Annotated in this window: 19 protein-coding genes; 7 read left to right on the forward strand and 12 right to left on the reverse strand. The window is 51.8% G+C overall.

The window, feature by feature from the left end:
• Nucleotides 1-131: 131 nt before the first annotated feature.
• A complete protein-coding gene (rpsT, locus tag AC1931_RS03330; protein WP_483875808.1) occupies nt 132-401 on the forward strand; it encodes a 30S ribosomal protein S20 in 270 nt (89 codons plus the stop codon).
• A 95-nt stretch (nt 402-496) separates the two neighbouring features.
• On the opposite strand, the gene holA is transcribed toward rpsT, so the two are convergent.
• From holA to rnc, 9 genes are all read right to left on the reverse strand, one after another.
• Entirely contained in the window at nt 497-1,489 is a 993-nt protein-coding gene (gene holA, locus AC1931_RS03335; protein ID WP_483875809.1) for a DNA polymerase III subunit delta, read from the reverse strand.
• A gap of 12 nt (nt 1,490-1,501) precedes the next feature.
• Complete coding sequence (lptE, locus tag AC1931_RS03340; protein ID WP_483876161.1) at nt 1,502-2,002, reverse strand: LPS assembly lipoprotein LptE; 501 nt, start codon at nt 2,000-2,002, stop codon at nt 1,502-1,504.
• On the reverse strand, nt 2,002-4,560 hold the full coding sequence (leuS, locus tag AC1931_RS03345; protein ID WP_483875810.1) for a leucine--tRNA ligase: 2,559 nt from the start codon (nt 4,558-4,560) through the stop codon (nt 2,002-2,004). Before leuS ends, lptE begins: the two co-directional genes overlap by 1 nt.
• 217 nt (nt 4,561-4,777) lie before the next feature.
• Nucleotides 4,778-4,996 (reverse strand): translation initiation factor IF-1, encoded by a 219-nt coding sequence (gene infA, locus AC1931_RS03350; protein ID WP_483875811.1) that lies wholly within the window; start codon nt 4,994-4,996, stop codon nt 4,778-4,780.
• 318 nt (nt 4,997-5,314) lie between these two features.
• Nucleotides 5,315-5,689, reverse strand: a complete 375-nt coding sequence (locus AC1931_RS03355) for a response regulator transcription factor (protein WP_483875812.1) — start codon at nt 5,687-5,689, stop codon at nt 5,315-5,317.
• A 49-nt stretch (nt 5,690-5,738) separates the two neighbouring features.
• Nucleotides 5,739-6,815, reverse strand: a complete 1,077-nt coding sequence (locus AC1931_RS03360; protein ID WP_483875813.1) for a DUF4388 domain-containing protein — start codon at nt 6,813-6,815, stop codon at nt 5,739-5,741.
• Between the two features lie 30 nt (nt 6,816-6,845).
• The gene (gene der, locus AC1931_RS03365; protein ID WP_483875814.1) at nt 6,846-8,168 is read right to left on the reverse strand and encodes a ribosome biogenesis GTPase Der; all 1,323 of its coding nucleotides are present in this window, start codon (nt 8,166-8,168) and stop codon (nt 6,846-6,848) included.
• A gap of 54 nt (nt 8,169-8,222) precedes the next feature.
• On the reverse strand, nt 8,223-9,134 hold the full coding sequence (era, locus tag AC1931_RS03370; protein ID WP_483875815.1) for a GTPase Era: 912 nt from the start codon (nt 9,132-9,134) through the stop codon (nt 8,223-8,225).
• On the reverse strand, nt 9,127-9,837 hold the full coding sequence (rnc, locus tag AC1931_RS03375; protein ID WP_483875816.1) for a ribonuclease III: 711 nt from the start codon (nt 9,835-9,837) through the stop codon (nt 9,127-9,129). Before rnc ends, era begins: the two co-directional genes overlap by 8 nt.
• 328 nt (nt 9,838-10,165) lie before the next feature.
• Here rnc and holB point away from each other — a divergent pair, with 328 nt between their 5' ends.
• The 5 genes from holB to gorA all read left to right on the forward strand — a co-directional run bounded on the left by holB (nt 10,166) and on the right by gorA (nt 16,740).
• Nucleotides 10,166-11,137 carry a DNA polymerase III subunit delta' gene (gene holB, locus AC1931_RS03380; RefSeq protein ID WP_483875817.1) on the forward strand — a complete coding sequence of 324 codons (972 nt, stop codon included), beginning with the start codon at nt 10,166-10,168 and terminating at the stop codon, nt 11,135-11,137.
• 17 nt (nt 11,138-11,154) lie between these two features.
• On the forward strand, nt 11,155-12,279 hold the full coding sequence (locus tag AC1931_RS03385; protein WP_483875818.1) for a PSP1 domain-containing protein: 1,125 nt from the start codon (nt 11,155-11,157) through the stop codon (nt 12,277-12,279).
• 44 nt (nt 12,280-12,323) lie between these two features.
• A complete protein-coding gene (metG, locus tag AC1931_RS03390; RefSeq protein ID WP_483875819.1) occupies nt 12,324-13,853 on the forward strand; it encodes a methionine--tRNA ligase in 1,530 nt (509 codons plus the stop codon).
• Nucleotides 13,854-13,959: 106 nt separating this feature from the next.
• On the forward strand, nt 13,960-15,348 hold the full coding sequence (locus AC1931_RS03395) for a TatD family hydrolase (protein ID WP_483875820.1): 1,389 nt from the start codon (nt 13,960-13,962) through the stop codon (nt 15,346-15,348).
• Between the two features lie 15 nt (nt 15,349-15,363).
• Nucleotides 15,364-16,740, forward strand: a complete 1,377-nt coding sequence (gorA, locus tag AC1931_RS03400; RefSeq protein ID WP_483875821.1) for a glutathione-disulfide reductase — start codon at nt 15,364-15,366, stop codon at nt 16,738-16,740.
• A 74-nt stretch (nt 16,741-16,814) separates the two neighbouring features.
• Here the strand turns inward: gorA and AC1931_RS03405 are convergent, their stop codons facing one another.
• Complete coding sequence (locus tag AC1931_RS03405) at nt 16,815-19,181, reverse strand: AsmA family protein (RefSeq protein WP_483875822.1); 2,367 nt, start codon at nt 19,179-19,181, stop codon at nt 16,815-16,817.
• Nucleotides 19,182-19,471: 290 nt separating this feature from the next.
• Between AC1931_RS03405 and AC1931_RS03410 the strand changes: the two genes are divergently transcribed.
• Nucleotides 19,472-19,948 (forward strand): putative ATP-dependent zinc protease, encoded by a 477-nt coding sequence (locus AC1931_RS03410; protein ID WP_483875823.1) that lies wholly within the window; start codon nt 19,472-19,474, stop codon nt 19,946-19,948.
• 69 nt (nt 19,949-20,017) lie between these two features.
• On the opposite strand, the gene AC1931_RS03415 is transcribed toward AC1931_RS03410, so the two are convergent.
• Both AC1931_RS03415 and AC1931_RS03420 read right to left on the reverse strand, forming a co-directional pair.
• Entirely contained in the window at nt 20,018-23,371 is a 3,354-nt protein-coding gene (locus AC1931_RS03415; protein ID WP_483875824.1) for a UvrD-helicase domain-containing protein, read from the reverse strand.
• Nucleotides 23,364-26,024, reverse strand: a complete 2,661-nt coding sequence (locus AC1931_RS03420) for a PD-(D/E)XK nuclease family protein (RefSeq protein ID WP_483875825.1) — start codon at nt 26,022-26,024, stop codon at nt 23,364-23,366. The genes AC1931_RS03415 and AC1931_RS03420 overlap by 8 nt, the downstream gene beginning before the upstream one ends.
• Nucleotides 26,025-26,054 lie beyond the last annotated feature (30 nt).

The raw sequence follows: 26,054 nt of genomic DNA on the forward strand, positions 1-26,054 counted from the left end.
TTGCTGAAGCTGCGTGTTTTTTTTATTTGAATAAACTATTTCTAACTTGACAGATAAGATCCGTCTCCCTATGATTGCGCAAATTTAAAGCAAACACAGAGGTTATTACTTAAAACAAGGAGAATTCGTTCGTGGCAAATCACAAATCGGCATTAAAAAGAGCTAAACAAAATCTGGTACGCAATGCACGCAACACCCATATCCGCTCTACCATGCGCACCCTGGTTAAAAATGTTCGCACTGCCGTCACTGCCGGTGACACTGAAGCAGCCAACACCGCGCTGGCCAAGGCAATTCCTTACATTTCCCGCAGCTCCGCCAAGGGAATTATTCATAAATCAACTGCCAGCCGCAAAGTTTCGCGCCTGACAAAGCTTGTCAACAGTCTGGCACAAGGGTAATTTTCAGCAGACACCGCCTGATCACCCACTGCTGGTACTAAATATCGAGAAAACCCGTTGAGCGACCCCTGGCAGGGATCAATTTACGGGTTTTTTTATTTGTCACGAATCAGGCGAATCACCATCAACTCAAGCAACGACCCGGCACCACCGCCACTGGATTTCATTGCCAGATCGGTCTCGATAAACAACTCATAGGCTGCCATAAAATGCCGGCGTGAGAAACGTCGTGCCTGTTCAAGCAGGCGCTGAACAACAAAGGGCGGTCGCCCTACCTGTCTGGCGATGTCATTGACAACACTGTGCTGACTGGCCAGCGCTCTGATTTTCCATAACAGTCGATAATGGCCGGTAATCAGATTCAGTACGAGTAGCGGCGGTTCCGATGCCGCGGCAAAGCGGCGCACCAGAGTCAGGGCACAAACCAGATCGCCCCTGGCTACTGCCTCTCCCAGCGCAAAGACGCTCTCACTCCGGCCACGTGAGACGATCGCTTCTACATCGTCCACACTAATTTCGTGGTGTTGACCGATATACAAAACCAGCTTATCAAGCTCGCTCTCAATCTCCTGCAGGCTGTTACTCACCAGTGAACAGAACAGATCGAGACCATCCCTGCTGATGGTGACACCGCGTTGCTGTACTGCACGGCGGACAAAACCAGGAAGCTCGCGCTCGGTAGGAGGATCAAATTTGAGAACTACACCCTTTTTTTTAAAAAGCTGGAAAAACTTGCGGCGGTTATCGATTTTATCAGTGATCAGCAACAGACAGGTCTGCTCCAGCGGGTGTTCCAGATAGGTACTGAACTTGTCTTGTTCTGAAGCCGCAAACAGATGAAAATCATTGACGGTGACAAGCTTACGAGGAGCAAAAGCGGGATAGGTAGAGGCAGCGTCAAGAATCTCTTCAGCCCGCGCACCCTTAGCATTAAACTGATGGTCGTTGAAATCATCCCTGGTCGTGCCAAAGATGGCAGAGCGGATACGCTGTTGGGCCTGGCGCAGCAGATAGTCTTCTTCACCATATAGCAAAATAAGTGCTGGGGGGGCGGTCTCAAGCTGAGAAAAAAAATCATCATGTCGCATCAGCTGATCATTTCAGAAGTCATCAAGCAGACGTGAAAAAACTTCTTCGGCCAGCCGACGCGCCAACTCTTCCTGGGCCCGACGTTCTTCATCCCCTTGCAGCATTTTGTCGGCAGCGGCATCATACTCGGATTGCCATCGCACTGTACCATCCCACAACAGCGCCTGATTATCGATACGCTGCAAGCGCACTGCGACAACCATACTGGCACGATATTTACTGATCTGATCCCCCTGCTGATAGGCAATGGCACTGCTGTCATAGGAAAGGATACGGCCGGTCAGCTCTGCTTCGGCTTCTTCGAGGGCAACATGGCGGATATTGGGGCGACCAGATAAAATGTCGATTATTTCTGTTGTCAAAAGATTTTCCAGCAACGGTTCACGGGTCTGATTAGCAAACAGTGAAACATGAATACGTTCGACCCCACCCGGCAATGAGCCTCCCTGGCCGGGGAAATGATAACCGCAGGCTCCCAGCAGCAGAACAACCACCACCAGTAGCAGACGCATCACGACACCACCACGTTCACCAGGCGTCCGGCAACCACAATGACCTTGCGCACCTGTTTGCCTTCGATATAGCGTTGCACATTGGTTTCGTTCAACGCCTCTTGTTCAAGCTGTGTCTGTCCGGCCGCAGCCGGAACCTGGATTTTTCCACGCACTTTACCATTCACCTGAACAACCAGGGTGATAACGTCAGACTTAAGGACCTCCTCTTCCCAACGTGGCCAGCCGCAAACCTCGACACTCTGCTGATGCCCGAGGGTTTGCCATAATTCTTCGCAGATGTGAGGGACAAAGGGGTTTAATAAACGGACCACCGCCTCCAGGGCCTCTTTCAGGACAGTTGTTTCCTGCCGGCGATCAGGCAAGGCGTAAATCGCATTCACCAGCTCCATGACCGCGGCAATGGCGGTATTGAAGTGAAAGCGTCCGTCAATATCTTCCGTGACCTTTTTGATCGTCTGATGGGTTTTGCGGCGCAGTTCCGTTGCTGCCTCGGATAACGGCTCCATGGTTGAATCATCCTGCTGGAAATCGTTCAGGCTGTCACTGACGGCACGCCACACCCGACCAAGAAAACGTGCGCACCCTTCAACCCCTTGTTCATTCCATTCCAGATCTTTTTCCGGTGGCGCGGCAAACAGGGAGAAAAGACGTGCAGTGTCAGCACCATAGGTATCAATCAGCTGATTGGGGTCAATCACGTTCTTTTTTGACTTACTCATCTTCTCGGTGCGTCCTGCCTCAACCGTCCTGCCACAGGTGCTGCACTTGCCCTCAAGCACCTGCTCAGGGTAGAGCCAGCCGTGCTCGGTGCAACGCTGGGTTTCCTTGCAGACCATCCCCTGGGTGAGGAGATTGGTAAAGGGTTCGTCGACATCGAGCATCCCTAAATCACGCAACACCTTGGTAAAAAAACGCGCATAAAGCAGATGCATCACGGCATGTTCGATCCCCCCGATATACTGATCAACGGGCAGCCAATGATTAACCGCATCGCGATCAAGAGGAGCCGCATCATGCTGCGGGCAGGCGTAGCGGGCAAAATACCAGGAGCTTTCGACAAAAGTATCAAAGGTGTCAGTTTCACGGCGCGCCGGTTTGCCACAGGTTGGGCAGTCGACCTTGACGAAGGACTGATGGCGCGCCAGGGGGGATCCCCCGGCACCGGTTAATTCAACATCGGTGGGCAACAGAACCGGCAACTGGCTTTCCGGAACCGGCACGGTGCCGCACTGATCGCAGTAGATAACCGGAATCGGAGTGCCCCAGTACCGCTGGCGTGAAACGCCCCAATCACGCAAGCGGTAGTTGACGGTCTGGCGACCACTCCCCTGTTCGGTTAAAAAAGCAGCGATGCGCTGCTTGGCGTTGTCATTATCAAGACCATCAAAAGAACCGGAATTCACCAGGATCCCATTGCCGGCATGAGCCTCGGTCATGAACTGGGCCTGCAGTTCTTCGCCTTCAGGTTGAATCACTACAATCACCGGCAGGTGATATTGGCGGGCGAACTCAAAATCGCGCTGGTCGTGGGCGGGAACCGCCATCACCGCGCCGGTACCGTAGTCCATCAAAACAAAATTGGCCAGATAGACGGGAAGGCTGCGGCCGTCAGCGGGGTTAATACAGTAGGAGCCGGTAAAAACCCCTTTTTTCTCTACTTCACCACTGATGCGGTCCGTCTTTTCCTGACGCGCCACCTCAGTAATAAAAGCCTCGACCTGGGGTCGCTGTTCACGAGTTACCAACGCATCGACGAGGGGATGCTCCGGGGCCAGACTCATAAAGGTCGCGCCAAACAGGGTGTCGGGCCGGGTAGTAAAAACCTTGATCTGCTCTTTGCGATCGGCGACTGCAAAGCTGATTTCACAACCATAGCTCTTGCCGATCCAGTTGCGCTGCATAGCCAGCACGCGCTCCGGCCAGCCACTCAGCCTGTCTGTTCCCTCAAGCAGCTCATCGGCATAATCGGTAATCTTGAAAAACCACTGCTCAAGTTGTTTCTGGGCAACGGTCTGGGAGCAACGCCAGCAACTTCCATCTTCTACCTGCTCATTGGCGAGCACCGTCTGACAATCCTCGCACCAGTTGACTGACGAGGTTTTTTTATAGGCCAGCCCGCGTTCCAGCATTTTCAGGAAAATCAGTTGTTCCCAGCGATAATAACCTGGATCACAAGTCGCAAACTCGCGTTCCCAATCGTATGACAAACCGATACGTTGCAGCTGTTTGCGCATATTGTCGATATTTTCATAGGTCCATTTGGCCGGATGAATACCATGCTCGATAGCGGCATTTTCAGCCGGCATCCCGAAAGCATCCCAGCCCATCGGGTGGAGCACATTGTACCCCTGCATCCGTTTGAAGCGAGCAACGACATCGCCAATAGCATAATTGCGTACATGACCCATGTGAATGCGACCCGAAGGATACGGAAACATCTCAAGCAGATAAAATTTTTCTTTAGCGCTATGCTGTTCGGCCCGGAAGGTTTTCTGCTGCTTCCAATAGAGTTGCCATTTGGCTTCAATCTGTTCCGGACGATACTGACTTTCCATATAACCTCCGACACATCAATTAGTGTCACACTGATGTTATCTGTTTTTTATTCTGAATTTTGAATTCAGTTTTTATTTTTCTTATTCCAGATGCACGAAAACCGGCTGAAGCCGGTATCGTCGTAAATCAAGTATAATGTGTTGCAATGAGAGTGACCGGCGCGGGCAGGAGACCTTCGAGACCAGCAAGCACACACTGGCAACCGAAAAAAAGGAATCACTTTGCCCGGTAAGTAATCCGTCCACGGGTAAGATCATAAGGTGAGAGCTCAACCGTGACCCGGTCACCCGGTAGAATACGAATATAATACTTACGCATTTTACCTGAAATATGGGCAAGAACTACATGATCATTATCAAGTTTAACTCGGAACATGGCGTTCGGCAAAGGTTCTGCCACCGTTCCTTCTACTTCAATAGCTTCTTCTTTGGCCAATGGTGCCTCCTGCCCAACTTTACGTTGGTAAAATTAGAGAAATGCGACTTATTGCACGTTAATCACCGAGTGTCAAGCCCTTGTCAACACTGCAAACGCAGTTCACTGGAAACATGTCACAAAAATATGGCGGCGGGCCGATCGAGCCGCACCCACAAGGACCTGGCGGCGCATCAAGTCCCGTAGCCAATACTCTGGTTCCTGAGAGGTCAATAAGGGATGCCAACGCTAACCGACCACAGCTGATCAGCCCTGGTGGTAGCATTGATGAAGCACTAAAAGACAAATCAGATGCGACGGATTATAGGTTACAGGGGATCAGGATGCAGAACTCAACAACCGCTCAATTGAGGCGATCACCATGGAAGATTTGAATGGTTTGGTAATATACTGATCAGCCCCCACCTGTTTGCCACGCGCCATGTCTTCCGGAGACTTTTTTGCCGTCAGCAGAATCACGGGGATATGGCGCGTCTGCGGTGATTCTTTAATCTGCTGGCAAACTTCAAACCCATCCATCTCTGGCAACATAATGTCAAGCAGAACCAGATCAGGAGGGTTTTCGGCTACCGCTTTAAGAGCTGCCAGCCCGGTTGTAACTCCCTGAACATGAAACCCCTTGGTCGTTAGCAGAATACTCTCGAGCTTTAACAAACTCTCTTCATCCTCTACAATCAGAATTTTTTTCTGCATGCTATACTCCTCTATTAAAAAATCGCAACTGCATACAGTATAACAGGTATCAAGCCACTGTTTCCGGCTGCAGCAACTGCTCCATAACAATGCCGGCCTGCGACAAAAAAATCGCAAAGGCATCAAGAGCCAGAGCATCCTGGGAATGGTGAAAACCGTCACCGTACAACAGGGCGACGACACGCCCGCCACTGGTTAATGGGGCCACCAGCACATCATCCGGAACCCGTCCCAATAACGCACATAAGCGCTTATTGGCTGCAGCACAATTAAGGGCCCCCCGAGCCAGTGACCTCCGTTTGATCGCCTTGGCAAAAAGCGAATCAGGACTGATATCAATATGTAGCCGGCGCACCAAAGAATCAGCGTGCTGACCGTTGTTTGTCAGGCCGAACTGGCCCAAACCGACCAGACGCGGGCCACGCACATCGAGAATAATGGCACGCCGCATCAATTCACTGGCATAGCGGAGAATCAGCAGGACAATTCCACCGCCCAGATCAGGGTCCTGCAATTCCGCCAACATACCACGCAACAGGGTGATACGGCTGCGATCCTGGCGCTGTTGCAGCTCCTTCAGTTTATTCTCCAGTTGCTCATCATTGAGAACAACGTCGGACCTCGTCGTTTCGATTAATTGAATTTTAACCGCGAGGCGTTGCGGACTTAAACCTTTTTCAAGAATCAGGTCGAAGGGATTGAGCTGAGCGCTGCCATAAGGAGCCACCTTCTCAATGCTGAAGCTGAACTCTCCTTCCTGCCAGCGACAGAAATCGACAACAATCTGCTCTATCTGGTCACCTACCACCTGCTCGATTTCATGAGCAGCCAATTTAAACAGGTAGCTAATAATCAGACCCAACGGCTGATGTTTGCGCAAGCGTTGCTGAAACTTCAGCGCTTCGTCCACCTGCTGCATGGAAATCAGCCGGCGCTCACATAACAACGTACCAAGTCCCTGGGGGAAACCGCTGGAACTGGCACGCACGACCTGACCATCACAAAAGCTGATACTGCCATGATCCTGCGCACTGGACAGTGTTAGAGTCCCTGATTTTTTACCAAGACTGATCAACTGTAAAATCGAGCAGATGTTCAGATCTTCGAGGCGTCCCTGCAAACTCATGACGACAACAATCCCGCAATTAGCATAGGGTTAATCTGTGTCTTTGCCGCGTCCGCGAAATTGCAGTCGCAGCGGAACCTTGTCAAAACCGAACTTTTCTCTGAAACAGTTTATCAGATAACGCTCATAGGAAAAATGGACGTCATCGGGCCGATTACTGAACAGGACAAAAGTCGGCGGGCGCACAGCACTTTGGGTGGCATAGTAAAACTTCAACCGCTGACCGCGCACCAGTGACGGTGGATGCTTGGCAAGGAATTCCTCCAGCCCCTGATTGATCTGACCGGTGGTTATCCGGCGATTGAACTGCTCGGCCACCTCGGCCACCAGCGGCATGATCTTGTTGATCCGCTGCCCATTCAACGCCGAAACAAACAACAGCGGGGCAAAGGGAAGAAATTTACAGCGCCGCCGCACTTCTTCAACAAAGCGAGTCATCGTGTGATTATCTTTTTCCGGCACATCCCATTTATTGACCAGCAGAATCACCGCCCGCCCCTTTTCATAGGCATAGCCGGCAATCGTCAAATCCTGATCAGTAATCCCCTCAACCGCGTCAATTACCATCAGCACCACATGGGCACGATCCATTGCTTTTAAGGCATGGATGGCACTGAACTTCTCCAGCGCCTCACTCACCTTGCCCTTGCGACGGATACCGGCGGTATCGATCAACACGAAGCGCTGCTGATCGAACATAAAAGGAGTGTCGATACTGTCTCTGGTGGTACCGGCGACCGGATTGGCGACCACCCGCTCATAGCCGAGAATGCGATTCACCAGGGACGACTTGCCGACATTGGGCCGGCCGATCAACGCCAGCCGCACCTCCGTTTCGACTTCAGGTAAATCTGCCTGCTCGGGCAGCAAAGCCTCGAGGGAATCGATCAATTCTCCAATGCCACGGCCATGTTCGGCGGATAAAGGAATAAAGGCATCGATACCCAGGTTATAAAAATCGACGGTTTCTGCTTCCTGCTTGTCGCCATCGACCTTGTTGACAACATAAAGCACCGGTTTTTCGGTACGCCGCAACATGGCGGCAATTTCTTTATCTGCCGGTGTCAGGCCATCTCGGGCGTCAAGCAGATAGATGATGATATCCGCCTCTTCCACCGCCACTTGCGATTGTTCGCGCATTTGACGAAGCAGCTGATCAGCGGCTTGCGGCTCAAAACCACCGGTATCAATCAACAAAAACGGCTTATCGTAGCGAGTAATTTCAGCGTAATGACGGTCACGGGTGACCCCGGGAAAATCTTCGACGATGGCCTTGCGCTGGCCCAACAGACGGTTAAACAGGGTGGATTTCCCTACATTCGGGCGACCGACGATAGCAACAGTTTTGAGCATAAGGTTTTAATTCAACTTTCACGACATGGAATAAAACGGGTCAACAATCTATTGCTAACGATTGCTGTAGCCGAGCTCGCGCAACATCCTCTCGCTCTGACTCCAGTTTTTATCAACCCGCACAAACAACTCAAGGAATACCCGCACCCCAAGCAGGCGCTCAATATCCTGCCGTGCCTGCTGGCCAAGGCGTTTGATCATCTGGCCGCCCTTACCAACAATAATTTTTTTATGGCTGTCACGTTCAACATGAATAGTCGCCTGGATAACCACCAGATTCTTCTCAGGTTTATCTTCGAACTGCTCCACTTTGACCCCAACGCCGTAGGGAATTTCGTCACTGGTCTGGCGCATAATTTTTTCGCGTATCATCTCCGCAGCGATAAATCGTTCGGGCAGATCAGTTACCTGGTCTTCAGGATAATAGGGGGGGCCGGGGGGAAGCATGTGGGTTACAGTTTCCAACAATTCCGGCACACCATCACCGCTGATTGCTGACAACGGGATAATCTGGGCAAATTCAAAGGCGTTGCTGAACTGCTTGATCTGTTCCAGCAACAATGGCGGAGCAATCTGATCGATCTTGTTGATAATCAGAAAGACCGGGGTATTCAGGGGTTTTAAAAGGCCAAAGATCGCCTCATCAGCCGGGCCCGGGCGCGAGCCGGCTTCTACCAGGAGCAGGATCAAATCAACATCTGAACAGGCACCTACAGCCTGATCCACCATATACTTGTTAAGCTTGCCTTGCGGGCGATGAATACCGGGGGTATCAAGGAAAAGAATCTGCGCCTGCGCAGTATTATGAATACCTAAAATCCGGTTGCGCGTCGTCTGGGGCTTGTTCGAGGTAATGGCAATTTTCTGTCCAAGAATCTGGTTAAGCAGGGTTGACTTGCCGACATTGGGTCGCCCGACAAGAGCGACAAACCCAGATACAAATGGCAGGTTGACATCATCAGTCATCAACAGCTACTCCTTTCAGCAACGGGTGGTCGAGCGCTGCCGCTGCCGCCTGCTGTTCTGCACTTTTTTTGCTGGAACCTCGGCCACGACCTAAAATCCGGTTGTTAAAATGAACTTCCATAAAAAAGATCTTGTCATGTTCGGGTCCTTCAATCTGGGACAAACGATATTCAGGCAACTTGTTAAAAAGAGATTGCAGACGTTCCTGCAAGCAGGTTTTATGATCGCTGCCGTAACGCAACCGCGCTGAAGCTTCAATCGCCGCGGCAAAATTCTTTTCGACAACCTGGCAGACGGTGGCAAAACCCCCATCCCGGAACACGGCACCAAGCAGCGCCTCAAGGGCATCAGACAACAGACTGGGTTTGTTGTAGCCCTGATGATTCACCTCCCCCCGTCCCAGACGCAGGCAGGGGCCAAGGTTTAATCCCCGGGCAATCTCTGCCAACCCTTTCTCACAGACTACCTCAGCACGAATTCTGGTCAACCCCCCTTCGGGGATATCAGGGAAAAGTCGATAAACCAGATCGCTGACAGCCAGCTCAAGCACGGCATCACCAAGAAATTCAAGGCGCTCGTTATGGACCACGCATTCCGGCTGTTCATTGCTGTACGATTTATGGGTTAATGCCTGGACGATCAAACTGAAATCTGTAAATGTATAACCAAGTTTTTGTTGTAACTGCAGATAGTTATCTTCCACTTTATCTCCGTAAAAAACCAATAATCAGCGCAGTATAGACAAATCATCGACATAGCACAAATTCTTTTCCTCCCTGCTGAAAAACGGTATCCCGCTGATTTTTTTACCTTTACGGTCATTAAGCAAAACCGTAGAGACACATTGTTGTGAAACATGGATAGAACTTGAAAACTTACGGCACGTGAACCATAATGCCTGTCCCTGATTTTAATCGTTAAAAATCTGATACCCGTTCAACACAGGTGAGTCCCGAACCTGCAGCGACAACGGAACCAAGGCCGTAAAAAAGTCTTCGTATGACGTTTATCAAGGAACCTTGACAGCGGTAATGAATTTTGACTCCATCATAGGCCATCAGCAGCAGATCAAGATACTGAATGCTGCTATCGAGCACGATCGCGTCGCCCACGCCTACCTTTTTGATGGCCCCGACGGCATCGGCAAGAAACAGGTTGCGCACATCTTTGCCCGGATTTTTCTGTGCGAGTCAGCTACAGGCCGTGACCATTGTGCGGCGTGCACTAAAATGGCAGCTCACTCACACCCTGATTTTTTCTCCCTGGAGCCTCATGGAACTGCAATTAAAATCGACCAGATCCGTGCTATTCAACCACAACTGGGGCTGCGTTCCTTTGCTGGGCGGGGGAAGGTTTGTCTGATTGACAGTGCTGAACTGATGACCCATGAAGCGGCCAACGCCCTGCTGAAAACCCTTGAAGAGCCCACTGCCGGAACCTTGATTATTCTGATCAGCAGCCGACCCGACAGCCTGTTGTCTACGATCCGTTCACGCTGTCAACGGGTACGTTTTAACCGCCTGCCAAACCGCGAGCTCGCCCAACACCTTGAAAAAAAACTCACCATCAGTGCTGCAGAAGCTACGGTGCTGGCGGCGATCGCTGATGGTAGTTTTGAAAAAGCGCTGGGACAGCATCAGGATCTTTACCTGAAAAAACGTGCCGGGCTGATTCAATCCTTGTCAGCCCTCTCGCCAACTAGTACTATTCAAACGTTCGAACTGGCGCAAACCCTTAAAGCAGAAAAAGATATCATCGACGAAATCCTTAACTTGTTCGATATTTTTTTTCGCGATCTGCTGCTCATTCAACTTGGTCAGGCAGAACATCAGCTGATCAACCAGGATCTGCTGCCCCTGATTCAACAGCAAAGTCGCCAGCTGTCAACGCCGCAATTGATGACGAAACTAAGGGCCGTGGCACAAGCGCGCAGTTATCTGGGCCGCAATGTTAATCTGCATCTGGCGCTGGATCATATGCTGATGCAGATTGCCAACGCCTGAACTTACTAGGGACACCTATGACCCAAACGTTAAAACTTGTCAGTGTATCTTTTCACTGTGCCGGAAAAATATTTGATTTTGAAGCCCACGACCTGCAGCTGTCTTCCGGGGACAAAGTCATTGTTGAGACCGAGCGTGGCCGCGCTCTTGGAACCGTGGTAAACAGCCCACGTGAGACGCATCCCGGTGAAGCACCACCCAAACTAAAATCAGTTCTGCGTCTTGCTACTGAGGACGATCTGGCCATGGCCGCCAGTAACGACGAAAAAGAAAAGGAAGCTGTTGCTTATTGTCGTCAACGCATTCGCCAACGTGGACTCGACATGAAGCTGGTGCGCGCGGAATACCTTTTTGACGGCTCTAAAGTCCTCTTTTACTTTACTGCCGAAGGCAGAATCGATTTTCGTGATCTGGTACGCGATCTGGCTCAACAACTGCGCACCCGCATTGAAATGCGCCAGATCGGAGTACGCGACGAAGCTAAACTTGTCGGTGGCCTTGGCGTGTGCGGTCGTGAACTCTGTTGCAGCAGTTACCTTCGCGACTTTGCACCGGTTTCGGTCAAAATGGCCAAAGCTCAAGGGCTGGCTCTTAATCCGACTAAAATTTCAGGTCAGTGTGGCCGTCTGTTGTGTTGTCTTGCCTACGAATATGAAAATTACAACGAGATGCGCAAGAAACTGCCTAAACTTGGTAAAAAAGTCACCCTGACTACGGGGCCGGCGGAAGTGATTTCCCTTGACATCCTGCAACAGTCGGTCACCCTCTCCTGCCCTGGAGGGGAACGTTGTCGCATGCAGATCGAAGCACTTCAGCATGAGATTGCCCTGGCGTCTAATCCGCAACTGGCAGCCAGTCTGGAAGCTCCTGCTCAAACAAAAGAACAGTCGCAAACTGTTCAGGAAAAACAGCCGGAGAAAAAATCAAAGAATCAGGCACGCCGTTCCCGTCAGCGTCGTGAGCCGACAACCAAAGAGACAACTCAGACAACTCAATCCCCACCGGTTCCGGTAGCGACTGCGGCGGAAAAAACTGCAGCGGCTCGAAATGAAAATCTACCCCAGGATAAGACGGCCAAAAAACGGCGGCGGCCAAGACGGCGGTCGAACCGACCCAAAAATCCGGACAAAACAACAAGTTGATCAACTGGATGACAACCCCCCTTCCTCGCCGGAGCGATCAAATAATGGAAAAGACCTTCTACGTTACGACACCGATCTATTACGTAAACGATGTTCCACACATCGGCCATGCCTATACCACCCTGGCCTGTGATGTCATGGCCCGTTACAAACGTGCACGCGGCTATCAGGTGGCGTTTTTAACCGGTACTGATGAGCATGGACAAAAAGTTGAAGCGGCGGCCAAGACCAACGGCGAGACCCCGCTTGAACTGGCAGATCGGGTGGTTAAACGTTTTCAGGCGCTGTGGGATAAACTCAACATTTCCCATACCGATTTCATTCGGACGACCCAGGAACGCCATAAACATACAGTCCAGGAGCAGTTTAAAACCATTGAGGCCAAAGGAGACATCTACCTTGGTGAATACGAAGACTGGTACTGTACTCCTTGTGAGACCTTCTGGACAGAGACCCAGATGATCAACGGCAACTGTCCTGATTGTGGTCGCGCAACCACAAAACTCAAGGAAGAATCCTATTTTTTCCGCATGAGCAAATATCAGGAGCAACTTCTTGCCCATATCGAGGCCAACCCCGACTTTATTCAACCCAAATCGCGCCGTAATGAAATTTTAAGCTTTGTCCGCGAAGGTCTGCGTGACCTGTCAATTTCCCGCACCTCTTTTTCCTGGGGAATTCCGGTACCGGGCAACGAGAAACATGTTATTTATGTTTGGTTTGACGCCCTCACCAACTATATTTCAGCTTTGGGCTATCCTGAGGATCAAAATAAACTGTTCGCCACCTTCTGGCCGGCTGTTCATGTCATTGGCAAGGACATTCTGCGCTTTCATACTGTCTACTGGCCAACCTTTCTCATGGCCGCCGGACTTCCTCTGCCCCGTCAGATTTTTGCCCACGGCTGGTGGACGGTTGAAGGCCAGAAGATGAGCAAAAGTCTGCGTAATGTGGTTGAACCCCACATGCTGGCCGATACTTACGGCGTCGACACCATCCGCTACTTTTTATTGCGCGAGGTTCCCTTCGGACTGGATGGTGATTTTTCCCATAGCTCCTTGATCGGGCGCATCAATTCCGATCTGGCTAATGATCTTGGCAACCTTGTCAGTCGTTCCACCGCCATGCTCGGCAAGTATTTCAGCGGCACATTGCCACAGCCGCGAGCGACTGAGGCTATCGATGACAGGTTTTTAAACTTGTTTACCGAAACCGTCACCAGATCTGATGCACTGCTCAACGAAATGGCCTTTAACAAGGCTTTGATTGCCATCTGGGAACTGATTTCAGCCGGCAACAAATATATTGACGATACCGCCCCATGGACTCTGGCTAAAGATCCAGCACAGCAACAGCGGCTGGGAACCGTCATGTATAATCTGGTTGATTCATTACGGGTGGTTGCTTTACTCATTACCCCGTTCATGCCCGAGACCGCCGAGAAAATTCTGACACTGCTCGGAAGCGATACCAGCTCTTTGCACACCGAGGAATTTGACTTTTCGGTGCGCCTGACTCCGGGAACGTCTATTGAGAAAGCAGCACCGCTGTTTCCGCGCATCGAAACCCAATAACATGTTGCGCACGTTCAACCACCCTTGCGACCGCTGAGAGAGAACAACTCTATCTATGAATTTTACGAGATGGGGACGCACTTTTTTTTATGCTGAGTGAACAAATATGACTGATGCTACCCCAAAACTGGTTGACAGCCACGCGCACCTCGACAACAGTCGCTTTGCTGAAGATCTGGAACGGGTAATCCTCGCTGCACAGACCGCCGGTGTGCGCTATATCCTCTCTATCGGCTGCGATCTGCAAAGCTCTATCACCAATGCTGATCTGGCCTGCCGCTACGAACCACTGTACGCTGCCGCTGGTTTTCACCCACACGACGCGACAGCACTAGATGACGACGCCCTGGCGCAATTACGCCGGCTTTTACAGCAGCAAAAAGTCGTCGCCGTCGGTGAAATCGGCCTCGATTATTATCGTAATCGCGCTCCTCATGACATTCAGCAGCAGGCTTTTCGCCGTCAGATCCACCTCGCCAGAGAGGTCGGCAAGCCGGTCATCATTCATGACCGCGAAGCCCATGAGGACGTCTTGACGATCCTTGCTGAAGAAAGAGCTTCTGAAGTGGGTGGTGTCCTGCACTGTTTCAGCGGCGATTTGGCAATGGCTCACAAATGTATTGATATGGGCTTTTATCTGTCTTTTACCGGAGCAATTACCTATCCCAAAAATGATGAGGTCCGCGCTATGTTGCGCCGGTTGCCATTGGAGCGGATCCTCCTTGAGACTGACTGCCCCTATCTGGCGCCGCAGGCGTATCGCGGCAAACGCAATGAACCCGCTTACCTGCTTGACACCGCCCAGACCCTTGCCGAGATCAAGGGGCTGACGTTGGCAGATGTTGCCCGTATCACCAGCCGCAACTGTTATGACCTGTTTGGCATCGGCACCATTGAGAGCGCTGCAACCATCGCCTATCGGATTCGCGACTCGCTCTACCTCAATATCACCAACCGCTGTACCAACAGCTGTATCTTCTGCGCTAAATTCAACGATTTTGTCGTCAAGGGGCACGAGCTCAAACTTGATCACGAACCGGATGTCAATGAGGTGATGGCGGCCATTGGTGATCCAACTTTTTATCGCGAGATCGTTTTCTGTGGCTATGGCGAACCCCTGTTGCGTCTTGATTTGATCCTGAACGTAGCACGGCGCCTTAAAGAACAGGGTTGCCGCATCCGTATCAACACCGATGGCCAGGCGAACCTGGTGCATGGCCGAAATATCTTACCGGAGCTGAGCGGTCTCGTAGATGCCATCTCAGTGTCGCTCAATGCTGCTGATGCGACGACCTATCAGAATCTCTGTCAATCCCGCTTTGGAGAAGAATCGTTTGCCGCCGTTACCGAATTTCTGCACCTTGCCAAAGACCATATTCCCGACGTGACCGCGACAATGGTCACCTACCCGGGGATCGATATCGGAGCCTGCCAAGAGTTGGCAAGGAAGATAGGGGTTGACTTTCGTGTTCGTGAATACAACGAAGTTGGATAATCAGGGGATTTCAAGATGAACGAAAACCATCAGTATCAGTATGATCTGTTTGTCATTGGTGCCGGCTCAGGCGGTGTCAGGGCCGCTCGTATGGCTGCGGCTTTGGGAGTTCGCGTCGCCGTTGCCGAGCAGGATCGCACCGGTGGCACCTGTGTCAATCTTGGCTGTGTTCCGAAAAAGCTCTATGTCCACGCGGCCGAATATGGCTCCGCTTTTGCGCAGGCTACCGGTTTTGGTTTTAACAGCCGACGCCCCCCCTTTAACTGGCAGATCCTCCAGCGGAACAAGGATAATGTTGTTGCTAAATCCAATCGCGCCCTGGAGGGAATATTAAACAAGGCCGGGGCGACACTGATCAGGGGCAAAGCCACTATTACCGGTAAGAACGAAGTCACAGTAGGTACTACCAGCTACAGGGTGGAGCGCATCCTGATTGCTACCGGCGCTCGTCCCTTCGTACCAGCGTTTCCAGGCAGCGATTTAATGACAATATCTGATGATGTATTTGTCCTGCCAACCCTGCCAACCCGTGCCCTGATTATTGGTGGCGGCTATATTGCAACGGAATTTGCAGGTATCTTCCATGGTCTCGGAGTCGCGGTTACCCAGGCCTATCGGGGTGAGCTGTTTCTACGTGGTTTTGATAAAGAAATCCGCAGTTACGTTGCTGACCACATGCGCAAAAAAAAGATCGATCTGCGCTTTAATTGTCAGCCCAGTCGGATAGAAAAAAACGCCGACGGCTCGTTGCAGGTAACCTTTACTGATCGCTCCACCCTTGAAACCGATATGGTTCTGGCAGCAACCGGACGCCGTCCCAATAGCGCTCATCTTGGCCTTGAAGGGGTGGGGGTAGAACTGGATGAGCGCGGTGCCATCAAGGTGGACGAAGGGTTTCAGACCAATGTACCATCCATCTATGCATTGGGCGATGTCATCGACCGTCTGCAACTCACTCCCGTCGCTCTGGCCGAAGCCATGAATCTTGTTGATCGTTTGTACCGTGACAAAAAGGCCTGTTTAAGTTACGCGTTGATTCCCAGTGCAGTTTTCAGTTCGCCGAACATCGGAACCGTCGGCCTAACCGAGGAACAGGCGTGCGAACAATACCCCCACATCGACATCTTCACCACGGAGTTTCGTTCTCTTAAACAAGCCCTGGCCGAGACAACCGAACGCTATCTGATGAAACTGATTGTTGACGCAGATAGCGACCGGGTGGTCGGCGCCCACATGGCCGGTGAAGGTGCCGGGGAAATCATCCAGGGGATTGCGGTTGCCCTGAAAGCCGGAGCCACCAAAGCGATGTTTGATCAGACCATCGGCATTCATCCAACCAGCGCTGAAGAATTCGTCACCATGCGCAGCAAAACACGCTCAGTCACCAGATAAAAAACAGTTGGAGTTAGAACTTCCGGCTGCCTTTTTTGCTTGAATAAGCCCGGCAAGTTTAGTGCAGCGAACTGTTACTGGGCGCGCAAGCGCTTTAACGTATTGTCCAGCAGCTTTTTCATCGAATCGTTGTTTTCCCCCTGAGCTTCCGGTAACAGCTTATTCAGCAGGCGGTCTGACGCTTCAGACCTGGCCTGGTCAATGGCCTGTTGCTCCAGCGCCCTGATGTCAAAGCGGATCTGCGGGTTGGTTAAACTGCCACTGATGTCCAGGGGCAGCACCCCCCAGCCGCTACCGTCAACAAATGCCTGCTTCAATCGCTCAGAGGCCCCCATGCGACTGAGAACCTCAGGTGCCAGCCGGGTGGCCAACGACAGGTTGATCGAGCCATCAACACCAATACTCCCTTTCGGGCTTATTTTCACTTGGGTTCCATCAAGATGACTGTCAATCAGCGCCTTGCCATTCTTGAGGCGATATGTACCCTGAAAATCACGAAAGGACAGATTTTTCAGAGTCGGGCTGTCAAGAAACCAGGAAACCTGATCAAGCAGATCAAAACCACTGAACGCCCCCTGTGACAACTGGATTTCACCCTCCAGCTGCAGAGCTTTGAGCAGATTTTCAGCAATGGTGCCACGTCCGGAAAAGCTGTTGACCCAGTTGGCCCGGCCACTGACTTTCTGACTGGCCGCAGGGAAAATTCCGCTGATCAAGGTTGCAAGATCGGGTTGTGTCACCACTGCCCGCCCCTCATAGTTAAAACCCGCGACGCCGAGATCAATGGATGCGTCCAGGTTGAATTTTCCTTCGCCGATACGGCCACTCAGAGGTGCGATGGTCACACGACTATCGTTGACACTGATGGCAGCATTGACTTGCGACATCGTCAGTTGCCGATACAGCAGGCGATCAACTGTTGCCGTCCCGGTGATCTCAAATGGCAGTTCGAAGGGACCAGGTTCCTGCACTGGTAGTTGTCCAACAGCGGGAGTAGCCGGAGGTGGAGATTGTCCCTCCCCTTTCGGAAAAAGTCGGTTCAGATTCAGTTCACGCGAAGACAGGGAAAAGGTACCGGTGACCAGTGGCGTCATAAGATTTGTCAGGTTAAAAACCAGTTGCGCTTGTTGATCGCCCCCTTGAAGAAGCAGATTATCCGAGGTTAGCCGGTTCTGTGCGAAAACGACATCACCGTTTAAGCCGGCACGCAGATGGCCTACCGTTGCCTGCACCTGATGAAGGCCGATGCGGGCCGAATGAACCAGCCGATCTGCAGTATTTATTGGCCCCAAAAGCCGCAAGTCAACGGTTAATTCACCCGCTGGACTGTAGGGTTGTAATTGTCGGGTAAGATGTTGCGGCAGGCTTTGAATGCTATGGCGCAGATCGGCTTTATCAAGAATCACCTGGAGATCAAGTTGGGGACTGGCACCGGCCAGATCAATATTCCCCTGCAATGTCGTTCTGATGTCATTGTAATTCAACAACGCGGTCGAGATCTCGAGGAGCTGCTCATTGATATCGTAACGAATAGCATAATCTGTTGCCAAACGAACCTCACGTAACGGCAAATCCGGCAGGTCGCGCAGCACGATATCAACCTGATTCAGGACCACCTTACCGCGTGACAGCAGACGCTCAGGGGTCCAATCGAGATCAAGATTGACCTCCAGTTGCGCACTACCCAAGGAACCGGGCAGATAGTTACGGTAATAGGGAGCAAAAGGAATCAGATCAAGAGAGGTTACATGCAACGCCGCGTTGCCGGTCTGGCGGGACAAGTCAACCTGTGCCGACAAATTAACCCGTGATTGATTCAATATCATGGAAACATCAAGGGGAAAACTCTCCTTGAAAGAGAGTTTTTTAGCGCTTAAGTTCAGGTCACTGAAACTGTAGCGAAACGGAGCGCTAGGATTAATAAAGCGATCGATAAAAAGAATCTGTCCGTTACGGATATTAATGTGCTGGATCAGCAGCTCAAACGGGGCTTCCATAGCGCTACGCGTATCCAAATCCGGTTTTCTGCTAAGCTGGTTCTCTTGCTGGTTTTCACTTAACAGACTGGAAAAATTGAAACTGCCGTCAGGATAACGAATGATGGTAATGGCCGGCCCATCCAGAAGGATTTCACTTATATCCAGTTGCCCTTTGAGCAGCGACCAGAGCCGATAACTCAGGCGCGCGGTTTCCACTGCGACGAACAAATCAGAGGAATCTGTCTCCTCAACCCTCAGATCGCTGATTGTCACGCCGGAAAAGATCCCGATGTCAATGTCACCAATGACAAGGGTACGCCCAAGTTGTGTTTCGACCATCGGCAAAAAGGTTGAACGTACCCGTTCCGGCGTCAGTTGGGTTTGTATCAGAACAGCCAGAGCCACTAATAAAATGCTTAGAATAGCGACAACAATCAAAAAGAACCTGACTATTCCGGACATTGATCCCTCCAAAATAAATTAAGAATATATTAATTTCAGTATCTGTGATCTGTGCCTGCGGAGTCAATTAAAACCGGCATTATTAAAATCAATTTCTCAGAAAAATAAAAAACCGGCGCTGCGCGATATCGGTCACCAAACTGGTTATGATCGTCATTTTAGTACCCTCTCTTTTGAGGATGCCGGTATATTAATTTTTTTAGATGATAAAATAATATTAGAATTATTTACTTTTCATGCCGGCATGAATAGATTGGATTAAACCTTAACAACTTAATATGAGGGCACGCATGAAGAGAGCTAAACATTCGCTGCTGGTCGATGTTGGTTGGTGTGAATGGGTCGCCTTTCCGCAATTGAAAATACCGGCGATTGAGGCACAAATCGACATGAGCAGTCCAATATCCCTGCTGCATATTTTTGACTTTACCACTTTTAAGGAAGGTGAAGATTTGTTGATCAGCTTTGGTGTCAACCCGATTCAGAAAAATACCGATGTCGAAGTCTACTCAATAGCAGCTGCAAAAAATCGCCGCCTGTTAACCGGAGCAGATGGTACCCGTCAATGGTGTTACAGCATTGAAACCGAACTGCGCATCGGATCGATGAAAAAAAACGTAGAATTGTTTCTGGTCAAAGATTCTTCCTCGACATTCCGTCTGCACCTGGCATCCCAGGCCATGAAAAAACTTGCCAACATCGACCCACGACAACGCTACATGACCGGCAATCTGCTCAGTCCTGCCACCATCGGCGCACTTCACTAGAACTGAACCTGCGAACAGGAGCGGTCAGTAGCAGTGGCTGTGCCACAAACAGGCCGGCGGGTTGACGCATCAGGGCGCAGAGGAAGTATTTGCGGTATCAATTTCAAGCCAGCCATCTACCAATGGAAAATATAAGGCGGCCCTGACTTGATGATCCGGATCAAAGCGCCGCATCAGTTCTGCGTATATCTGCAGTTGCGGTTGATAGCGAGACCCTTCACGCTGAAAAAAATCTTCCAGTTTTTCCCCCTGAGCAGGTGTGCTGGTCTTATAATCAACAACCCAGCGCAGACCGTCAGCGACGAAGGTCCGGTCAATTACCGCATGGATCATCTGTTCATCTTTCAACCCACATAAGGCGAGCTCTGCTGCCTGGTCAACATAGGAAGCCAACAACCACTTTCCACGTGGACTCGCCAATGTTCGGTCAACAGCCGCTATCACCTTTTGTGTCGCTTCTGTCAGATCCTTTTGTCTAACACCTAATCCACGTAACGATTGCCGGATCTCCCCTATCCGTTGAGCCTCTTTCACACCGTTCCAGGCACCGGTTCCGACCTGGGTAATTCGTTCAAAAATCTGGTGAACCAGGGTGCCGACATGGCGATGAAGAGACTTCTCCCAGCCACTGTACAGGGTCTCAACCAGGTTCTCGGCAGCAGGCATGGAAGCTGTTTTTTCAGCAGGCCAGGAGATCGTTGGAACACCCGCAGATGGTGGCAAAATCCACGAACTCTTCAAACGCTGGAGCCTTACCAACCGATTTTCAGTTACGACCGTCTCCACCGACGGTTCAGGTTGTTCATAGGCACGGCTAACCTCGGGCCAGAGTTTTTCCAGCAGGGATCCCGTCGTCGGCTTTAAATCCCCATTCTGGTCAGACTGGGCATGTCCGAGCAGGTGCAGATGACGGATGGCCCTGGTGGCCGCAACATATAAAAGTCGCGCATTTTCAAAATCGTCCTTAGACGCCTCCAGGTGTGCAACCAACTGGTAAACCGGGTCTTTTTCCCCACTGCCGCGGGCGCTGACCGGGGCCAGCAGCAGGCCATGTTCCGGATGTTCAAGCCAGCGCAACAAGGGGGCGTCGGAGGTACGGGTTTTCTTTCCCAGACCCGGAAGAATGACGGTATCAAACTGTAATCCTTTGGCTTTATGAATCGTCATGATCTGGAGTTTACCGCTCGCGTGACTGTCGGGAGGAGAATAAAGCTGCTGTAAACGTCGTGCCAATTGTTCCATATCTGTCAGGTCTCCCCCCTGATCAAGCTCTTCAATCAGCGCGAATACCAGATTGATATCTGTAATGACAGTCTCCGAGAGCCCCACCGGACCTCCGAGGGCCACCCAGCAGCCTTCAACCAGATCACGCAACGGCAACTGGGATCGAGCCTTTATCCCCCGCTGGAGAACAGGCCAAACCCGCTCAAGACGCCGGCGGCCGTCGTCACTCAAACGCGCAATGACGGACATATCCGCCAGCATGGATGGAATGGTTCGCTCGTGAGGGTTGTCACAGAGGGTATAAAGATCGTCCAGGGTCAGACCACACCAGGGCGCCCTGAGGATCGCGGTCCAGGCCAGGCGATCGCCCCGATGAAGCAGCGCGCGCGTCAAGTGAACAATATCGAGCACTGCCGGGCGAGCTTCGAGACGATCGATGTCTTTGGCCTGGTAGTCGATACCGCGCTGACGCAACAACGGCAACAATTGGCGCAAATGGTTACGCCCACGCACCAGGACAGCAATGGTCTGCTGCGGATCCTGGGCCTGGGAAGCTTCGATAATAGCGACAACCCGCTTGGCTTCTGCGCCATCATCGACGGCGGCATAGGGGTGAACCTGGACCGCATTACCATCCAGCGCAGGTTTAACGGCCTGTGCAGTAGCCATCGGCACGGCACCGGAAGTGACATCCATCCGGGCCGGGAAAATGGTTGTAAAAGCCTTATTGACCCAATCAACTATCCCCAGTTGCGAACGGAAATTACAGCATAGGACTAAGGGGGTCAGCGGCAGGTTAGCACTACCGAAAGACCCTTTAAAACTATGGAGAAAAAGCCCGACCTCGGCTTCACGGAAACGATAAATCGATTGCATTGGATCACCGACCAGAAACAGGGAGCGACCATCGCCTGCGGTCCAGCCGGCCGTCAGAGTACTGAACAACTGATACTGTAAACGTGATGTATCCTGAAACTCATCAACCAGAATATGCTGCAGTTGATAATCCAACTGTAACAGCAACTCGCTCGGGTTATCAGCATTCCCCAGGGCCTGATTCGCCTTCAGGGCAATCTCGGTGAAATCTGCCTGGCCGCGTGAACGGAACACCAGCCACAGCTGCGCCACCAAAAGCGGCAGCAAGTCAAACAAGGCATCCAGCAGTTGCCACTGTTTGGCGCTGTAAAGCTGTCGTGGCAGGGAACGCAGGAGCTCAAAGGCGACAGCCAGATCAGGGACCCGTTCAAACTGTTCCAACAGGCTGGCCATTCTCTGCTTGGCAGCTTTGGAGTGATTACCGGCAGGAAAGCCGATATTTTTGTTCAACGATTTCCTGAAGATGCCGGAACCGGTCAACAGAAAATCGGCAAGTCCGCACCATAAAGGCATCTGTTCCATGGTGGCCGGCGGCAACACATCCTGTCCACGCCAAAGAGCAATGGCGGCTTCTTCAGGACAGTGGTGCGCAGCAAAATCAATACAGGCCAGCAGCTCAGTTACAAGAGAAACAGGAATACTCTGATGGGCGCGCTCCAGATGTTCGGTACAGATGTGTTCAAGGCCGGCATTCAGCTCACGGTAGAGCTGGTCTTTATCGCTGGTCAAGTGTCTGAGCCACTGATCGCGCCGGCCGAGCAGGCTGATGAGCATGCGCTGCACTACGGCCATGTCGTTATCCAGATGTTCAAGAACGATCTTTAGGGCGTTACTGACCGGGCCCGGCTGTTCCAGTTGCGCGAGAAGTTGGGTTACTGCCGCCGCGTACAGTTCCGATGCATCGTCACTCATCTCCGGCATGCCCCCAAAGCGGGTTACCCAGGGCATCTTGCGGACGATGGTGGCACAGAAGCTGTCAATCGTCTGAATCGCCAATTGGGCAGGATTCAGCAGCAGACTCTCCCCTTGGCGGTCCAGCGCCAGGCGCGCCAGGCGCCAGGTCAGGGCTTCGTGCTCCGCCTGAGGTTGTGGAGCGCTCTGGGCCAGGGCCAGGGATTCAAGTAAACGCCGACGCATTTCGGCAGCAGCCTTATTGGTAAAAGTGATCGCCAGAATCTGTTGCGGTTTGTCGACCACAGCCAGCAATGCCAGCAACCGCTGGATCAACAGCTCGGTCTTTCCTGAACCGGCTGGGGCCTGAACAATACAGGAGATATTGGTGTCGATGGCCTGGAGACGTTGTTGTTGGTCGGCGCTACTCATCGCTCCCCTCCTCTTCAATATCTCCGATGCGGCACAGGCCTGGCAAATCACAATAGCGACAGCTTCTCAGCGGATCAAACGGCTTGACAGCAGCAGTACCGGCGGCAAAATCGGTCGCTAGTTGATTGAGTTCCCGGTGCCAGAAATCAACCAGGGTGCTCCAGTCACTGACGCCGATCTCCTGGGCTTTTGGCAACGCTGCCACGGTGCGCACTTTGTTCAGCATACCGTCGTCACTGGTGATACCTTTTAAACGGCACTGACCGGCCTTAACCAGCGCGACCACGATCCCCTGCGCCCGCTCGTTCTTTTCGCCTCCGGCAACGGCATAGCTCGGCAACTGCGGTTCAATCAAAGGCTCTGTTAAAAAGTCGGCAATATTCACGGCGCTACCGGTTTTATAATCAATAATAATCCGCTCACCACCGACCAACTCATCGACACGATCAACCGTCAATGTCAACTCTAGCGGGCCGATATTAGCCTGATGACTCTGTTCGAGCTGGACAACCGTGAAGGGGTCACGGCGGCGTTCGATGTTTTCAAGCCATTCGCTTACCAGCCTGACCAGGCGCTGTCTTTCCAATAGACAAAGCTGCTGCTGAAAGTCAGTGTCTGTGCCCAACCCGGTCGCCACGGCTTTTTCAACTGCCGCCACGATTTCCTCTTGCACCTGTGTACCAGTTAATTGCAGATAGTGGTACTGATTGCCCCATTGTCGCCAGAGTTCCTGCAAGACCAGATGCAGCAGACTGCCGCGTACCAGGGGCGACAAGCCGACTGCGACTTGATCAAAACGACGCACCGCCAGGCGATGGTGAAAAAATGCACGAAAAGGACAATGGGCCTGGTCTTGAAGCAAACGAGTACCACCGCTGGACTGGGGGATCAACAATGGTGGTCCCTGGTCATCCTGCCAGGGTTCGAGTTCGGCAAGCATGCTTTGCATCCGGTACGACAGACCGGCACACTCAGCCAGGGGCAGGGTATCAACCAGATCAATATCTTTGATTAAAGGACTCGGACTCAAGTCGGTATCACCTGAGCGTTGTGGATAGCTGAACACAATATTACCGGCGGCACAGCGCAAACGTGACAATACCTGACCGCCAAACTCCAGTTCACGGGCAAAGCTGGAATGAGGCATCTGCATTTCTTCCTGCAGACGAAAAGGGATAAATGGGTTGGGTCGTGGATAAGCCGGCAAGGTACCGGCATCCAATCCCATTACCCAAAGATGCTCGAAGTACAGCCCCGACGATTCCAGCAGACCGACCACCTGCACCGGTCCGCTCGCTCGTTGTGGTTGAAAGTCTGTCTCGCTGGCGATTCTGCGTACTATCCGCAGCGCCCGGCTGCGTTCGAGCGCTTCAGCGTTGGGGTCAACTGCTGCTAGGCTGCTCAGGACCTTGTCGTACCAGGCTGTTACCGCTTGATAACTGGTACTCGATAAAGGGGCTCCTTGTGGCCAACCGCAGGACTTGAGCTCCGCGGCAAAAAGATCGGCCCACTCTTCTGCCGCCACCGCACGCTGATTTATATCCTTCAGGCCGGACAAAAAACCTTCAAAACCAGGCAGTCCGCCAAACCCCCTAGCCAGCCGCAGCAAGGCAGCAAGACTGAACTTTTGCTGCTGGAGTGATCTCAGACGTCGGTCAAACAGGGCTCGTCGATCTGCCTCCTGCTGGCTGCCGCTGATAAAAGGGGTCCGCAACAGACATGAAACCCGATCCATGGTCATCTGTGGCTGGACATCCAGACATGCCAGGGCGGCCGCAATAACCCCCTGTTGGGCCAGAGGGGAACCGAGAGAAAGCCCGAACAAGCTTGTTTGATCAAATTGAACTGCCGCCATCGGGTCAATCTGCTGCCTTAGAGCGCGCTCAATCTGCGCACGTCGGTGCTGCAGATCGGGAACAACGATACCAATGGAGTCCTCCCCCTGATCCAGCAACAAACGTACCCAGCGAGCCATCCGCAAAGTTTCATCATCTTCATCAACAGCAGCAAAGCGTACAACTTGCCCCTCTGTTCCCTGACTCATATCGAATTCACTGCAGGGCAATCCACGTTCATTCATCAGCGCTTTGAGTCTGATTACACCGGGCGGCGGTTGATCAAAACCAACCAGCAGTATTTTCTTTGGCAGGGGCAATTGATTATTGGCAAATGCGTCCAGAACCCGGGTTGAAAGCCCCCCCTCATCCAGCCACTGGCGGTCTTCGCATAAACGCAAATATTGATTGCGCCAGTCACAGAACATTTGCTGGTCGGCGGTTAAATAACGGCACTGCGGAACCAGTTCGTACTCACTTAATAAATTATGGGCACGCACTGCGGTATCAGTGGTGCGATCAAGATTCATCAATTCCAGAACGGAACCACGAGTCGCGGAAGAAATAAAGTTTTCCCACAGATGATGTTGCTGATAGGCTGTCAGCAGGCGGTTACTTTCGCCAAGTCGGTCTAAACACTGCTGCAACCAGGCTGTATAGGGGAAAATACCCGCACCTGGCCATACCGGAACCCCCTTCTCGACCATAGAACGATCATAAATCGTACGCAGATGGCGGAACAGACGTTTGTTAGCAGTCAAAACGACAGCGCCCTCTTCGACAGCCGCAAGAATCTGCTGCGAAAAACTGTTGACCATGATAAATCTTTCAGGACAAAAGGAATGACA

The organism is Pelovirga sp. C15f (assembly GCF_057178085.1).

Bases quoted from the DNA above. Each gene is read 5' to 3' on its own strand.
- lptE (WP_483876161.1), bottom strand. From the start codon at position 2,002: ATGCGTCTGCTACTGGTGGTGGTTGTTCTGCTGCTGGGAGCCTGCGGT.
- AC1931_RS03415 (WP_483875824.1), bottom strand. From the start codon at position 23,371: ATGAGTAGCGCCGACCAACAACAACGTCTCCAGGCCATCGACACCAAT.
- AC1931_RS03360 (WP_483875813.1), bottom strand. From the start codon at position 6,815: ATGAGTTTGCAGGGACGCCTCGAAGATCTGAACATCTGCTCGATTTTA.
- AC1931_RS03410 (WP_483875823.1), top strand. From the start codon at position 19,472: ATGAAGAGAGCTAAACATTCGCTGCTGGTCGATGTTGGTTGGTGTGAA.
- leuS (WP_483875810.1), bottom strand. From the start codon at position 4,560: ATGGAAAGTCAGTATCGTCCGGAACAGATTGAAGCCAAATGGCAACTC.
- metG (WP_483875819.1), top strand. From the start codon at position 12,324: ATGGAAAAGACCTTCTACGTTACGACACCGATCTATTACGTAAACGAT.
- AC1931_RS03395 (WP_483875820.1), top strand. From the start codon at position 13,960: ATGACTGATGCTACCCCAAAACTGGTTGACAGCCACGCGCACCTCGAC.
- AC1931_RS03420 (WP_483875825.1), bottom strand. From the start codon at position 26,024: ATGGTCAACAGTTTTTCGCAGCAGATTCTTGCGGCTGTCGAAGAGGGC.
- era (WP_483875815.1), bottom strand. From the start codon at position 9,134: ATGACTGATGATGTCAACCTGCCATTTGTATCTGGGTTTGTCGCTCTT.
- AC1931_RS03405 (WP_483875822.1), bottom strand. From the start codon at position 19,181: ATGTCCGGAATAGTCAGGTTCTTTTTGATTGTTGTCGCTATTCTAAGC.
- holB (WP_483875817.1), top strand. From the start codon at position 10,166: ATGAATTTTGACTCCATCATAGGCCATCAGCAGCAGATCAAGATACTG.
- AC1931_RS03355 (WP_483875812.1), bottom strand. From the start codon at position 5,689: ATGCAGAAAAAAATTCTGATTGTAGAGGATGAAGAGAGTTTGTTAAAG.
- der (WP_483875814.1), bottom strand. From the start codon at position 8,168: ATGCTCAAAACTGTTGCTATCGTCGGTCGCCCGAATGTAGGGAAATCC.
- gorA (WP_483875821.1), top strand. From the start codon at position 15,364: ATGAACGAAAACCATCAGTATCAGTATGATCTGTTTGTCATTGGTGCC.
- holA (WP_483875809.1), bottom strand. From the start codon at position 1,489: ATGCGACATGATGATTTTTTTTCTCAGCTTGAGACCGCCCCCCCAGCA.
- AC1931_RS03385 (WP_483875818.1), top strand. From the start codon at position 11,155: ATGACCCAAACGTTAAAACTTGTCAGTGTATCTTTTCACTGTGCCGGA.